Source organism: Arsukibacterium ikkense (assembly GCF_000987775.1).
GTDB classification, from domain to species: Bacteria; Pseudomonadota; Gammaproteobacteria; order Enterobacterales; family Alteromonadaceae; genus Alishewanella; species Alishewanella ikkense.
Window position 1 is genome coordinate 189,257 of sequence record NZ_LAHO01000004.1, and the last position, 14,521, is coordinate 203,777.

The 14,521-nt window shown below is 51.9% G+C and carries 12 protein-coding genes; 6 read left to right on the forward strand and 6 right to left on the reverse strand.

The window, feature by feature from the left end:
* Positions 1 to 188 precede the first annotated feature (188 nt).
* On the reverse strand, positions 189 to 2,363 hold the full coding sequence (priA, locus tag WG68_RS06315) for a primosomal protein N' (protein WP_046556817.1): 2,175 nt from the start codon (positions 2,361 to 2,363) through the stop codon (positions 189 to 191).
* A gap of 204 nt (positions 2,364 to 2,567) precedes the next feature.
* Here priA and rpmE point away from each other — a divergent pair, with 204 nt between their 5' ends.
* Entirely contained in the window at positions 2,568 to 2,780 is a 213-nt protein-coding gene (gene rpmE / locus WG68_RS19340) for a 50S ribosomal protein L31 (protein WP_083981810.1), read from the forward strand.
* Positions 2,781 to 2,853: 73 nt separating this feature from the next.
* Here the strand turns inward: rpmE and WG68_RS06320 are convergent, their stop codons facing one another.
* Positions 2,854 to 3,759, reverse strand: coding sequence for a tetratricopeptide repeat protein (locus tag WG68_RS06320; RefSeq protein ID WP_046556818.1), 906 nt, complete (start codon positions 3,757 to 3,759; stop codon positions 2,854 to 2,856).
* Positions 3,760 to 4,322: 563 nt separating this feature from the next.
* On the opposite strand from WG68_RS06320, the gene WG68_RS06325 reads away from it, so the two are divergent.
* Complete coding sequence (locus WG68_RS06325; RefSeq protein ID WP_046556819.1) at positions 4,323 to 5,564, forward strand: malic enzyme-like NAD(P)-binding protein; 1,242 nt, start codon at positions 4,323 to 4,325, stop codon at positions 5,562 to 5,564.
* A gap of 37 nt (positions 5,565 to 5,601) precedes the next feature.
* Here the strand turns inward: WG68_RS06325 and WG68_RS06330 are convergent, their stop codons facing one another.
* The 3 genes from WG68_RS06330 to WG68_RS06340 form a co-directional block, all read right to left on the reverse strand.
* Positions 5,602 to 6,567, reverse strand: coding sequence for a sugar phosphate nucleotidyltransferase (locus tag WG68_RS06330; protein WP_052748987.1), 966 nt, complete (start codon positions 6,565 to 6,567; stop codon positions 5,602 to 5,604).
* 146 nt (positions 6,568 to 6,713) lie between these two features.
* Entirely contained in the window at positions 6,714 to 7,523 is an 810-nt protein-coding gene (locus tag WG68_RS06335) for an SDR family oxidoreductase (RefSeq protein WP_046556820.1), read from the reverse strand.
* A gap of 44 nt (positions 7,524 to 7,567) precedes the next feature.
* Positions 7,568 to 8,332: a hypothetical protein gene (locus WG68_RS06340; RefSeq protein WP_046556821.1), complete on the reverse strand. Its 765-nt coding sequence runs from the start codon at positions 8,330 to 8,332 to the stop codon at positions 7,568 to 7,570.
* 128 nt (positions 8,333 to 8,460) lie between these two features.
* Between WG68_RS06340 and WG68_RS06345 the strand changes: the two genes are divergently transcribed.
* Positions 8,461 to 9,603, forward strand: a complete 1,143-nt coding sequence (locus tag WG68_RS06345) for a sensor histidine kinase (protein ID WP_046556880.1) — start codon at positions 8,461 to 8,463, stop codon at positions 9,601 to 9,603.
* A complete protein-coding gene (locus WG68_RS06350) occupies positions 9,596 to 10,240 on the forward strand; it encodes a response regulator (RefSeq protein WP_046556822.1) in 645 nt (214 codons plus the stop codon). Before WG68_RS06345 ends, WG68_RS06350 begins: the two co-directional genes overlap by 8 nt.
* Before the next feature lie 78 nt (positions 10,241 to 10,318).
* On the opposite strand, the gene metJ is transcribed toward WG68_RS06350, so the two are convergent.
* Positions 10,319 to 10,654 carry a met regulon transcriptional regulator MetJ gene (metJ, locus tag WG68_RS06355; RefSeq protein ID WP_046556823.1) on the reverse strand — a complete coding sequence of 112 codons (336 nt, stop codon included), beginning with the start codon at positions 10,652 to 10,654 and terminating at the stop codon, positions 10,319 to 10,321.
* Positions 10,655 to 10,838: 184 nt separating this feature from the next.
* Here metJ and metB point away from each other — a divergent pair, with 184 nt between their 5' ends.
* Both metB and metL read left to right on the forward strand, forming a co-directional pair.
* Positions 10,839 to 12,113: a cystathionine gamma-synthase gene (metB, locus tag WG68_RS06360; RefSeq protein WP_046556824.1), complete on the forward strand. Its 1,275-nt coding sequence runs from the start codon at positions 10,839 to 10,841 to the stop codon at positions 12,111 to 12,113.
* 6 nt (positions 12,114 to 12,119) lie between these two features.
* Positions 12,120 to 14,519, forward strand: a complete 2,400-nt coding sequence (gene metL, locus WG68_RS06365) for a bifunctional aspartate kinase/homoserine dehydrogenase II (protein ID WP_046556825.1) — start codon at positions 12,120 to 12,122, stop codon at positions 14,517 to 14,519.
* Positions 14,520 to 14,521: the final 2 nt, after the last annotated feature.

Consider the following 14,521-nt stretch of genomic DNA (forward strand, 5'->3'; position numbering starts at 1 on the left):
GACGCCTGGCCTTTGGGGCTGATCTGGTATTAGTGCGCCGTGCAGCACTGGGTTTGGCTTTAGGCTTGGGGCGGGCAGTTTTTACATAATCTTTGTGCGGCATATCGACAGCTTAACAACCTGGCTTAAGAATTCTCTGGCTATTCTACCTGCTTAGCCTGAAAAAGAAATAAGTGCGGCTTGTCGCTTTAGCTTAAATCGACCGGATCAACATCCAGTTGCCATTTTACCTGTCGGCTGAGCGCCCAGCTTTGCAGTGTGGCCAGCAGGGTAGTGAGTGCCTGATGCAGCAGCGGGCGCTGGCTACTGTAAAGATGTAGCTGCCAGCGAAACTTGCCGGCCCGTTTTTCCATCGGCGAGCTCAGTGGCCCTAATAGCTCGAGCCCCGGCAGCGTTTTAGCTATGGCTGCCAGCTCGGTTAACCACTGCTGACATAGCGCACTTTGCACGGCTTCTGCCCGGAATAGCGCCAGATGCTGATACGGCGGCAACCGGGTTTGCTGACGCTCCAGCAAGGCGCTGCGGGCAAAGGAGGCATAGCCGTTGTGAATAATATCTTGCAGCAGCGCATGTTCCGGGTGATGAGTTTGCAGCAATACCGTGCCGGGGCTACTGCCACGACCCGCTCTGCCTGCCACCTGGGTGAGTAACTGCGCCAGCTGCTCAGGCGCCCGAAAGTCACTACTGTATAAGGCACCATCAACATCAACAATAACCACCAGGGTGACAAAGGGAAAATGGTGGCCTTTTGCTAACATCTGGGTACCGAGAATAAGCCGTGGACCACTTTGATTAATGCTTTGCAGTGCACTGTTCAGTGCACCTTTGCGCCTGGTGGTATCGCGGTCCAGCCGGGTGATGGCGACCTCAGGAAACAGCTGTTGTAAGTTTTCTTCTAGTTGCTCGGTACCCTGACCCACCGGTGCCAGCCTGGCACTACCACATTGTTTACATTGGCGCGGTACTGCTTTGGTTGCGCCACAATGATGACATACCAACTGCCGGCTTTGCTTGTGGTAGGTGGTAAAAGCGCTGCAGCGATGGCACTCCGTCATCCAGCCACATTCCTGGCAACTGAGAGCGGGGGCAAAGCCACGCCGGTTTAAAAACAACATGACCTGCAACCCTTGCTGCAGTTGCTGCCGGATAGACTGCAGGGTTTGACTGGCTAAACCAAACTGCAATACCTGTTGCTTTAAATCGACCAGCTTATAGCGGGGCATGGCCTGGCCACCGGCCCGGTTATGCAGGCTAAGGGGGATAAAACGCTGTTGCTGACAATTATAAAGGCTTTCCAGTGACGGTGTGGCAGAACCCAGCAAAATAGGGCAGCTTTCTATTGCGGCCCGTTTAATTGCCAGATCTCTGGCATGATAGCGAAAGCCATCTTGTTGTTTTAACGACTGGTCATGTTCTTCATCAATAATAATCAGACCCAGCCTGGCGAATGGCAAAAATAACGCCGAGCGGGTGCCAATAACAATAGCTGCGCTGCCAGCCTGGGTCTGGCGCCAGCAATTCAGACGTTCGGTGTCGGTCAGATTAGAATGCCAGCATAGCACTGGTGCCTGAAAACGGCTTTGAAAGCGCGCCAGGGTTTGTGGTGTCAGGCCAATTTCCGGCACTATGACTAATACCTGCTGACCGGTATCGAGCAAGGGTGCGATGGCCTGTAAATACACTTCCGTTTTGCCAGAGCCGGTCACACCTTCGAGTAATAAGCATTGAAAACGGTTTGCGGTCTGATTAATGGCGGTAACAGCCAATGCCTGATCAGCCGTCAATTGCAGTGCCGGCTGTTTTAAGCCGCGCTGGCTAAAAGGGGTTAATGGCAGCAATTGCTGCTGAATGAGGCCTTTTTCTGCCAGTTGTTGCAATGCCTTTCGTGGATGGTTAGCCAACAGCTCAGTGGCGGCTAACGAACCGGGTTGCAGTGCTTGCCACAACGCCAGTTGACGCGGTGAGCGTTTAAAGTCGGCGGTTGTAGCGCCAGCGCCTGCAGCAGTCAACTGCCACGCATACTGTTGGTAGTCGGCCAGGCTTTTCCCCTCCCGCAATAGCGCAGGCAGGGCCGCTGTCAGCACTTCACCCAGCGGGTGATGATAGTATTCTGCGGCGAAGGTCAGCAGCTGGCGCAATGGCTCCGTCAGCACCGGCTGCGGGTCAATAATGGCGATAATCGGTTTTAATTGTGCCAGCGGGTAATGGTCAGCCGGATTGAGCTGCCAGGCAATGCCAATTAATTCCCGCTTGCCAAAAGGTACCCGTAGCCGACTGCCAATTTGCACCTGTTGCTCAGCGCTTAACAGATAATCAAAGTGTTGCCTTAACGGCAAGGGCAGGGCAACGCGGATAACTGGCACAGCTAAAATCCTTCAGGTTAGACAAGCCTTAGTGTAAGGTGCCGTCAGGCTGCTGCCAAGCAAAACAAAAGTTGTAAATAAGCCTGCCTGGTAGTTGCAACTTTGCTGGCTATCTATTAAGCTACGCGCCCTTAATTAACTGTAATTACGTATGGTGTCCGGCACAAGATGACCGGATAGCGATACGGCCTAACGAGGTAACCCATGAAACCAGGTATCCATCCAGAATACAAAGAAATTACTGCAACCTGTACTTGCGGTAACAGCTTCAAAACGCGTTCTGCGCTGTGTAAAGACATCCACTTGGATGTATGTTCAAGCTGCCACCCGTTTTATACCGGTAAGCAGAAAGTATTAGACGTTGGCGGCCGGGTTGACCGGTTCAAGAAACGTTTCGCGGTTCTTGGCAATCGTTAATTTGCCACGCTACTTAGCGATAAAAAAAGCACCGAAAGGTGCTTTTTTTATCGCTAATAGCAGCCGACGCTGGTTATTTACCGCCACTGAGCACTTCGCCAATTGAGCTGGCACCGCTGCCCGGCGTTATTGAAGCACAAGCCGAGCCCGAGTTTTCGCATGTTACGCCACTGATCCGGCTGCCAACAGAGCGGCGATCATATTTGCCGCTGGCGTTTAAGCGTCGTACCAGGCCATCCAGCATTACGTTGGCTTCCAGCTTTTGACCTCGCACCTGAATTACTTCAATATCATCGACACTTTTAAAGTCGGCGATTAAATCGGTTTGCTGTGTATCAGTGGCCATTTCGTTTATCACTTGTTGCAGGTAGTCCCGTGCTTCCGGGTGGCGCGCCAGCGTTAAGGCTTTATATAATTTGCCAGCGCCTGCTAAATCCTGCTCGGTTGCTGTGGCGGTATGCTTTAGCCTTGCCAGTATAAACATCGCATTCATCAACTTTGTCTCTGCCGCTTTTTCTAACAGCGTCACGGCTTCGTCAACTTTGGTTTCGTCGTCTGTTTGTAAATACAACAATGCTTGTTGATACATTGCTGGCGGATACTCACTTTTCACCGCCTGAGCCAGTAACTTATCAGCCTGTTCAATATTTTGCTCCAGCACAAAACCATTGCGGTGCCAGTCAGCCATCAGATAGGTGGCCATCGGATTGCGATGCCGCACCCCTAACTTGATAAAGCGGGCGGCTTCCTGGTGGTTTTGCTCCAGGCCATCGCCAGAGGCATAGGCCATAGCAACGAAAGCGGCGGCATCTCCGCTGCCACTGCGCGCCAGCTTAATGAGCCGGCGCATTTCGTTTTCGCATTGGTTGCCTTCGCACACCTTCGCTTCGGCTGACGCCATAGCGGGTAAACTGCCAACACTGGCTATGGTCAGGGTTAAACTTAGCGCTATGGCGCTGCCTATCCGTGCTACTTGCATAAAACCCTCAACATTGTTACAAAAAATTTATATTGCAATGATCGGACAGTCAGCGCTGAGGGTCAAGACAATAGGAACAGCAAACTGTAAACAAATGTGTTGCCATGGGCATCGCCTGGTCAGCTGCCGGGTTTTTTCAGTTGCTGCTTTTTTAGGCAAATAGTCGTTATTAATAAAAAAAATAGTTAAATTTCCACTGTTTAGCTGAATATGCAGCCTGGACTAAAATTTTTAGATGGCTATACGCCTGAAAAGGCTGTGTTTTGGCCAGAAAGCCATCGAAACATTTACTGATAGATAATCACAATTATCGCAATCTTAACCAGTTACTTCAGCAATATGGTGATGAATTAATGTCGATTTTACCTATTTAGGGTAATGATGGCGCCAGCTCGGGCTTGGCGAATACGGCTGAAGTTGCTATAACAACCAACACTAAGACTAAAGTGGTATGGTCAGTAAGCCTGCGTTGCGCTGTTAAAATCGTCGCACCGCAGTTGTACAACAACAAAACTAAAAATAATCAGAAGTTACCCTCACTCATTAAAAGCAGGAACACAACGATGTCAGATTTCAGAGAGCAGGCGCTGCGCTATCATGCGGAGCCGACCCCGGGCAAAATTAGTATTGAAATCAGTAAGCCGGCTGAAACGGTTAAAGACCTGGCCCTGGCCTACAGCCCCGGGGTTGCTGAGCCGGTGCGGGAAATTGCGGCTGACATCGATAATGTTTATAAGTATACCGCTAAGGGCAATCTGGTGGCGGTGATTACCAACGGCACAGCCATTCTGGGGTTAGGTAATTTAGGACCGATGGCCTCCAAACCTGTGATGGAAGGAAAGGCCCTGCTATTTAAGCGCTTTGCTAACCTCGACTCCATTGATATTGAAGTGACGCATCGCACGACAGAAGAGTTTATTAACACGGTGGCCAATATCGCCGATACCTTTGGCGGTATTAACCTCGAAGATATTAAAGCGCCGGAATGCTTTGAAATTGAAAAAGAGCTGATTAAGCGCTGTAAAATACCGGTGTTTCATGATGATCAGCACGGCACGGCTATTGTGACTGCTGCTGGTATGCTAAATGCGTTGGAAATACAGGGTAAAGAGATCAGCAAGGCCATTATTGTCTGTATGGGCGCTGGTGCGGCGGCGATAGCCTGTATGGAGCTGCTGATTAAATGTGGCGCGCAACGTGAGCATATTTACATGCTTGATACCAAAGGGGTTATTCATACCCGGCGCGATGATTTAAACCAGTACAAATTGCTGTTTGCTAATAACACCGATAAACGCACCCTGGAAGATGCGCTTAAAGGTGCTGATGTATTTGTTGGCGTGTCGGGGCCCGATGTATTGCCGCCTGAGGCACTAACGCTAATGGCACCTAATCCGGTGATTTTTGCCTGCTCTAACCCCGACCCGGAAATCAAGCCAGCGCTGGCCCATGCTGCACGCCAGGATCTTATTATGGCTACCGGCCGCTCAGATTATCCGAATCAGGTAAATAACGTACTGTGTTTTCCGTTTATTTTCCGCGGTGCGCTGGATGTGCGGGCCAGTGTGATTAACGATGAAATGAAAATTGCAGCCGTTAATGCTATTCGTGCTATTGCCAAAGAGCCCGTACCGGCCGAAGTGCTGTTGGCGGCACAAATCGATAAACTGGAATTTGGTAAAGCCTATATTATTCCCAAACCGATGGACCCAAGATTATTGCCGCGGGTCGCACGGGCAGTGGCCGAAGCAGCAGTGGCATCGGGAGTCGCCAGAATTGCGCTGCCGGATAACTATTATCAATAAACGCTTAGCAATAAATGCGTTAGCAAAGAACACTGGATCAATAACTACTGGCAATATAGCGAGGCTGACAGCCGCCTGCCATTGGCAGCACAGTGCTTAGCTGGTGGCCTGCTCGTTTAACCGGCAGTGCTTTTGATGAAATGCTGCCACTGAGTACAGGCCAGGCTTGGTTCGGGCCTTGCAGCCAGTCAGGATGGTTCTTTACATCTTGTTGGGCGGCGTAATACGCATTGAGGGTACCGACATCGCGCCAGTAGCCGGGCAGTGTCTGTTCACCTGGTATCAGGTTATTGGCGAAATTATACACATACACTGCTTGCTGTTGGTACAAGGCCGGCAGCACGTGCTGGCCGAAATCAACATGCTGGCCTTGCTGGCACGCCGCCAGTGCCTGATATAAGGCTTCGGCAGTAAACAGATAGTTTCCCATCGAGGCCAGCACATAACCCGGACGGCCAGGTATGCAGGGCGCAGTGCTTTGCGGCTTTTCAATAAAGCCGATCATCCGGCCGCTGGCGTCTGTTTCAATAATACCAAAATGGTGAGCATGCGCTTCGGGTATGGCCACTGCCGCTATAGTGACAGCGGCATGTTGCTGTAAATGAAAACGCAGCATTTGCCGGTAATCCATTTTGTAAATATGATCGGCACTTAGCAGGGCGATATGCTGTGGCCGCAGATCGCGAATTTGACTTAATTGCAAGGCCACAGCGCCGGCGGTGCCTACGTTCAGGGTAGCGGGTGCCGCTTGGCATTGCAAAAAGCCCTGGCCAGCAAAGCGGCTGGTCCAGCGTTGCTGTAAATAATGTGCTAAGCCTGCTGCCTGATACTGGGTTAATACCATTAAGTCAGTAAAGCCTGAGTGCAGTAAATTACTTAACACAAAATCGATTATCCGGTATTTGCCAGCAAAGGGCACCGCAGGCTTTGCCTGATGGCAGGTTAACGGGCGCAGACGGCTGCCACAGCCGCCGGCCAGTAACAAGGTTAACAAGGCTGACATAATGCGCTCACTGTGCTGGCAGGGGGTGCCAATAAGCCTAGTTCAGCCAGCGCCAGTTAGCTTGATGCAGATCAAATTATAGTTGTGTTTTTTTGTAATTAATAATTAACACAGTATTAATGTTATTTTGTTCAGTTACTTAGCTTTTATCGCACCTTACTTTTTCGGACGATTTTGTATAGCAATTCTGGCGATAGCCGAGATACCCAGGCCGCCAATCGTTCTTTTAAGCCGCCGATAACAATATAGCTGTTGCCTTTAACTAAGGCTTTAACCGCTTTCTCGGCAAATTGCTCTGCGCTCATGGCATTCGCCTGCGCGTCGTCCATTTCACCCAAAGCGCTGCCATCACCGGTCAGCGCATTCAGTGATACATCGGTTTTAACAAAGCCGGGGAACAGGCTGGCAACAGTCAGCCCCTGCTCAGATAACTCGGCGCGCAAGCTATTGGCCCATAAATGCAGCGCCGCTTTGGCGGCAGAATAGCTACCGCGATACTGGGTGCCTACTAACCCCGCGACTGACGACACAAAGACCACCTTACCACCACCATCGGCCAGCAGTAAGGGCAGCGCCTGGCGGGTTAAACTAACCTGAGCAAAGTAATCTACCTCAAACAGTTTGCGATCGGTTGCCAGAGTGGTGTCAGTGATTAACGCACGTTGGCTAATGCCGGCATTATTGATTAACCAGTCCAGGCCACCAATTTGCTCGGTAACAGTGTTGATGGCAGCACTGATTGCGGCATGGTCAGTTATATCCAGCGGTAACAACAGATGCCCGGCGGCATTCGGCAGACTGGCACGCACCCGCTGCAGTTCTGGTTGGCGCCGGGCGCTTAAAATCAGCCTGGCACCAGCCGCGGCTAACTCGCGGGCCAGCGCTTCGCCAATTCCGCCTGAGGCGCCGGTGATCCAGATAACCTTATTATGAACAGCCGGGTTTTTTATAGTCATTCTTTGTTGTCCTTTGCCAGTGCTGCATGGACCTTAAGCCAGCTTTAAGCCTGTTGTAAAGCTTTGTGGTGCTGCACCTTATATTTGCGCTTATAGTAACCCGTTAGCAGGATCATCGCGCTTACGCCGATAACCGGCGCGGCCAGCCAGCTGACAATTTGCCATTCCCCCGGCAACCACTGCGCTAATATTCTGCGACCTCCTGCGGCAAAAAACGCGGTGTATAAGGCAATACCTGAACCAATCATGGCGCTGAAGTGTTCAATGATCCACTGCCGCGGTTTGATTTGTCGTTGGTAGATGTATAGGCAAATACTCAGCGAGGTAATAATACTGACGATAGCAAAGATGATCAGCAGTGGCATGCCAATGCCAATACCCTGCCACAGGACATAGATGCCGCCGGGTATCAGCATCAGGTTGGGGCCCTGAAAAGCGATACCTTTTAAGATTGCCCGGTTTTCCTTTACTCGCAGTGCCGCGACCGCATGGCGAACAGTAACCCAGGTTAACAGGCTTAACAGCAGCAGGAACTGCGAAAAGGGGATCCGCCATATCAGTAGCCGTTGTTGCTGTGCTGCCGTCAGTGCTTTGTCAGCGGCATAGATGGCAATAGGATCGGCCAGGCCAATAACGCACAGCGCCATACCTGATGCCGCTATCACCAGCATCAGATAGTAAAAGACGCTACCGGCATTCACATGCAATTTGCTGCCTTTACGGCTGAATACCGGTAGCCAGAACAATATCAGGGCAACGGCGCCCAGCGCAATATGAAAGTACAGCAGAGATGTGTGGATCAGCAGCATAAATGCCTCCTTGGTTGGTGCGCTGAGTTTAGCGAAGGGCGCCTGAACGTGCAGGTGCCAGAAGTCAGGATTTTTTATTGTGACTTGTGGCCTATTGCAGTTATTGGCCGGCCCCGCATAATAAGTGGATGAAATTAAAATACCCGTTAGCCACCTTCGCCGGGGTCATGACCTGGGCTCTGGTGTTCGCCATTACGCTGTATCTTTTGCAGTTGCAAAGCTCGCCACAACCCTGGCTGTGGGTATCAGTGCTGTTTATCGTATATGGCGTGGCTTTTATTACCCTGACACTGGATGCCGGCCCGGTTAAGTTGCAAAGTCCGGCCGGTAAACTGCTGCTCTTACTGCAATTATTCTGCGCCTTTGGTTTATTGCCGTTATTGAGTTCAAAATATTTCGATTATCTGGCCATTCTGACTGTTATCTGGGTCTCGATGTTACCGTCGCTCATGTCCAGCCGTCGCGCGGTACTGGTGGCAATGCTGGTGGTGATCTTGTGGTTCAGTCTGGCAGCACAGCTGGAACAGCGACAGCTGTGGATTACAGCCCTGTTGTATGGCTGCTTTCATTTATTCGCGGTAATGATGCAAAGCGCCACTCAGGCTGAGCAAAAAGCGAAAGAAGAACTGGCCAGTAAACACCAGCAACTCCTTGCCACCCAGCAATTGCTGCAGGCGGCCTCCCGCCAGAGTGAACGAACCCGTATCGCCCGTAACCTGCACGATGTCGTCGGCCATCACTTAACGGCGCTGACCATTCAGTTGCAGGTGGCCAGCCACCTTAGCGCAGGAGAAGCCAAGTTACAGGTAGATAAATGCCATCAGCTGGCAAAGTTATTGTTAGCTGATGTGCGAGAAGCGGTGAGCACCATCCGCCAGCATGCCGATTTATCGTTGCTTGCTGCGCTGCAACAGCTGGTAGCCCTGGTGCCCGAGCAACTCAAAGTGAGGTTGGACATTGCACCGCAGATAATGTTGCCCGATCTTAATCAAGCACAACACTTGCTATGTATAGTGCAGGAAGCGATCAGCAACAGTTTAAAGCATGCAGCGGCCACTGAGCTGAAGATCAGTGCGGAGTTGAACCAGCAGCAGCTGCAGCTGATCATTAACGACAACGGCAAGCTGGCCGCAAACTGGCAACCTGGCAATGGCATTACCGGTATGCAGGAACGCACAGCAGAATGTGCTGGCAGTCTGACGCTCGATACTCATGGCCAGAGTATGCAATTAACCCTTCAGCTACCCTATCGGGCGAACACTGATGCATAAAGTATTGTTAGTGGATGATCAAAAACTGATCCGGGATGGCATTACCAGCTTGCTGGGTTTATCTGGCATGGTACAGGTGATTGGCGAATGTGTTGATGGCTCCGGCGTAGTGAATGCCTGCAGACAGTTGCAACCAGATGTTATTTTGCTGGATCTTTCCATGCCGGTGATGGATGGGGTGCAAACGCTGGCCTCGCTAAAGCAGGCGGGGGTTACTACGCCGGTGCTTATTCTTACCACCTTTGACGAGCACGAGCTGGTACTACACAGTATTCAGCTGGGTGCCCGGGGTTTTCTACTCAAAGATGTGTCGCTGGATACACTGGTCCAGGCCATTGCCACGCTGGCCGGGGGCGGTAGCTATTTCGCGCCTAACATTACCGAACGGCTGCTAAGCACAGTGCGCAGCAACAGCAGCAACTTTGCTATGCCAGCGCAGCTGGAGCCACTTAGCGAGAAAGAGTCGCAAATTCTGCAATTAATGGCAGCCGGCTACAGCAACAAGGAAATTGCCGCTGCACTGTATAAATCTGAGGGAACAGTTAAAAACCAATGCTCGGCTATTCTGGCCAAACTGGGGGTGCGGGATCGCACCCGCGCGGTATTGCTTGCGCTGGAGCTGGGGTTGATTAGCTGATATTTTGCCTGATTAGCATCACCGATCTGACATTAAAAAAACCGCCTGGTGGCGGTTTTTTTGCAAAGCGGGCCGTTGTTACTCTTCGGTGGTATCCGCTTCAATAATTACCGGAATTGGCTTGCCCATACTGGTTAATATCTGCCGTACTTCAGTTGGGATCTGGTGCGGGTTATCTTTGCGTAAGTCTTCATCGGCAGGCAATGGCTGGCCGGTAAAGGCGTGCAAAAAGGCTTCGCACAGTAATTCACTGTTAGTAGCATGGCGCAGGTTGTTAACCTGGCGCCGGGTGCGCTCGTCGGTTAATACTTTTAAAACATTCAACGGAATGGACACGGTAATTTTTTTGACTTGTTCTGACTTTTTACCATGTTCCGCGTAAGGATGGATGTATTCGCCATTCCATTTAGCCATAAAGGGTACCTTAGTTATTTATAATGATTATTCGTATTTGCTCGCGCAGTTGCCAAATTCTAACTTTTTATCCTGCCATGTCCAATAGTGAGCAACAAATAATCATTATAGACGGCTAAATGGTTTGACATCCACTTTTTGATTGATATACTTTTAGACGTCTAAACATCCAAAAGGTGTCGTTATGTCTCAATCAGCTGCTGCAACCATTACTGCCCGGGCCGGAATTGCTCAGGATACGGCGTTTGGGGCAGTTACCCCACCTTTATATCTGACCACCACTTACAAATTGCCTGGGTTTAAGCAACCCGGCCAGTATGATTACTCGCGCTCTAACAATCCGACCCGGGACATTCTGGCTGATGCCTTGTGTGAGTTGGAACAAGGTGCCCGGGCTATTGTTACCGGCAGTGGTATGTCTGCTTGCTTACTGGCCCTGCAGTTACTGGGGCCCGATGATACGCTGGTGATCCCGCATGATTGCTATGGTGGCAGCTATCGCTTGTTTACCAATCTGGCGGCGCGCAAGCAGGCGTTTAAACTGCAGATTGTTAATTTTCAGCAGGCCGACTGGGCAGAAAAAACGACAGCAGCAAAACCGGCCATGATCTGGCTGGAAACGCCGAGCAACCCACTGCTGCAAATTACCGATGTTAAAGCCGTTTGCCAGTTAGCCGCGGCTTTAACAGCCAAAGTAGTGGTTGATAACACCTTTTTATCGCCGGTGCTGCAACAGCCGTTGCTGTTAGGCGCCGATATCGTGGTGCATTCTACTACCAAGTATATTAATGGCCACAGCGATATTATCGGCGGTGTGCTGGTGGCCAAAGATCCGGCCCTTGGTGATGAGCTAAAATGGTGGGCCAATTGTTTAGGGGTGACCGGGCCGGCATTTGACAGCTATATGACCTTACGGGGCTTGCGGACTCTGGTGCCACGGTTGCAATTACAGCAACATAATACCAGCGAGCTGGTCAGCTTTTTACAGCAGCAGCCGTTGGTTAGTAAATTGTACTACCCGGGTTTAGCTGATCACCCTGGCCACAGCATAGCTAAAGCGCAGCAAAGCGGCTTTGGTGCGATGTGCAGTTTTGATTTAGCCGCGCCGGCCGACGCCTTGCCGGTATTTTTTGCCAGCCTGCGCTTGTTTACCCTGGCGCAATCCTTAGGTGGTATTGAAAGCTTAATTTGCCATCCTGGCAGCATGACCCATGCCTCGATGGCTGCGTCCGCTCAGCAAACAGCAGGTATAGGCCCGACGTTAATCCGCTTGTCGGTAGGTATAGAAGCGCCGGCAGATTTAATCGCCGATTTACAAGCCGGTTTTCATGCGGTGGCAAACTGGCTTAGCAGCCAGCAAAACCGGGTAAGCTCGCAGCAGGCGACTAGCAAGGCAGCGGCAAGCACTAAATCTGATCAGCAATACCGGTTAAATCCGGCATTAACAGCATTCTGGTAACGAGTAATGAGTCAGCAATTAACAGCAGCAGCAGGGCGGCCGGTAGTCGAGGTGCATAAGTTTGGTGGCAGTAGTCTGGCCAATGCCGCGCGTTTTCAGGCGGTGGCCGGCCTGGTGCAGCAACAGCAGGGCTTGCCCTGGGTGGTGGTGTCTGCGCCGGGTGACACCACCGACACTTTGCTGGCGCTAGTGGCCAGTGCTGAGCAAGGCTGTGATATCGGCCCGGCGTTAACGCAGCTTTCTGAAAAATTACAGCAGCTTATTGCTGCTACGTTATCACAACAAGCGGCAGCACCAGTGCAGGCGACGCTACACGGCTGGCTTAGCCAGATACCGCAGTGGTTAGCAGCGCAGCAAGTGAATGACGTGTTAGCGCTTGGCGAGTTGCTGTCAGCAACCTTACTGGCAGCATTGTTAACTGATAGTGGCCAGCCTGCTGTGGCGCTGGATGCGCGCGACTTTCTGACATTTAATGGCGACGAACCGGACTGGCAGCGCAGCACGACAGGGTTAAGCGCGCTAACAGCGGGCCGTCAGCCAGCAGTATGCTATGTGGTAACGGGCTTTATTGGCCGTAACGAAACAGGCGCTGGTATTACCCTTGGCCGCAACGGCAGTGATTACAGTGCGACCTTGCTGGCGGCCTTGCTGGCGGCAGACAGTGTCAGTATCTGGACTGATGTTACCGCTATTTTCAGCGCTGACCCACGCAAATGCAGTAATGCAGTGCCTTATCGCCAGGTTAATAGCCGCCAGGCCTGCCAGCTGGCCGCGCTGGGCAACCCGGTACTGCATGCCCGCACGCTGGCACCGCTGGCGGGTAGCAGCACCCGCTTACGGGTGCGCAGCGCCCTGCAACCTGAGTATGCCGGCTGTGACGTCGTGCCAGAGGTCGCGGCCCGGTCATTTTTAACCAGTTTACACCCGGTAAGATTAGTGTCACAGACCGGCCAGCCTGCTATTCATGCTGACACACTGGCCCGGCAGTTGCGAAGTAGTGTAGTGGTGCTGCCACACAGGCACGGTGGTGACGATGACACCAGTCAGCGCTGGCTGATCCCAGCTGCAGTCTGGCCAGCAGCGGCCGGGCTATTACAGCAACAAGGTGGCCATCCGCTGGCCGATACATCCGATTACTATGCGCTGGTCTGGCTGAAAGCCAGCAATCAGCAACAGGTTAGCCCGGCTTTATTGCAGTATTTGCAACAGTTGCAGGTGCAACATCTGTACGAAAATGATCAATTGGCCGTTTGGCTATTTAAACAGGAATTAGCGGTGGCAGAGTTAAATCAGATCCATCAGCATTGCGTTGAGACTAAACCACGTTTGCAAGTGCTGGTGGCCGGCACCGGTAATGTAGGGGCGGCATTTTTACAGATGCTGCCTTTGCAGCAACAGGCACTGGCCAGTGGCATTGACCTGCAACTGGCCGGAGTGTTTAACTCGCGCCATGCCTGGCTTGGACCAGAGCTGCAGCCGGCTGCTTGGCACAGCGAACTGGCTGCGGCAGACAGCTACACCGAGGCTGAATTGCTGGCTTATGTAAGTCAGTTAGCCGGGCCAAAAGTGCTGGTAGATATTACGCCCAGCCTGCAGTTTGCCAGCCAGTATCGGCAGTTTATTGCGGCAGGTTGCCATATTATCAGCGCTAACAAACAAGGGGTAACGCTACCCTTGGCTCAATACAACCCCATCCGGGCCGATTTAGCCGCTAACCAGCTAAGCTGGCGCAGCAATACTACCGTGGGAGCCGGCATTCCGGTGCAGCAGGTACTGCAGTCCCTGTTGCAAAGCGGCGATAACATTAAGCGGATTAGCGGGGTATTTTCTGGCACCTTATCCTGGTTGCTTTGCAAATTTGATGGCAGCGTACCGTTTTCCAGCTTGCTGGCCCAGGCATCTGAGCTGGGTTTTACCGAGCCTGATCCGCGCGACGATTTATCAGGTATAGATGTGCAGCGCAAGTTGCTGGTGCTGGCCCGCGAGCTGGGGTTAAGCCTGGAGCTTGAGCAAATCAGTCTGCAACCGTTACTGCCTGAACAGCTGACAGCTGGCAACTGGACAGCCGCGTGGCAGCAACGCGAGTTACTTGACAGCATGCTGGCCGATGCCCTGGCACAGGCCAAAGCTGCCGGCAAACTGTTGCGCTATGCTGCCAGTTTGACTCTGACTGCTAGCGGACCGCAGGCCGAGGTAAAATTGTTGCAGGTGGCGCCTGAGCAGCCGCTGGCCGCGCTGGCACCCTGTGACAACATTTTTGTGATTGAAAGCCAGTGGTATAGCGACAACCCGCTGGTATTAAAAGGCCCAGGTGCCGGTAAACAGGTTACCGCCGGTGGTATTCATGCTGATTTGGCACAATTATGTCAGCAGCTTATTTTAACTGGCGCAAGCCATCACGTTTAATG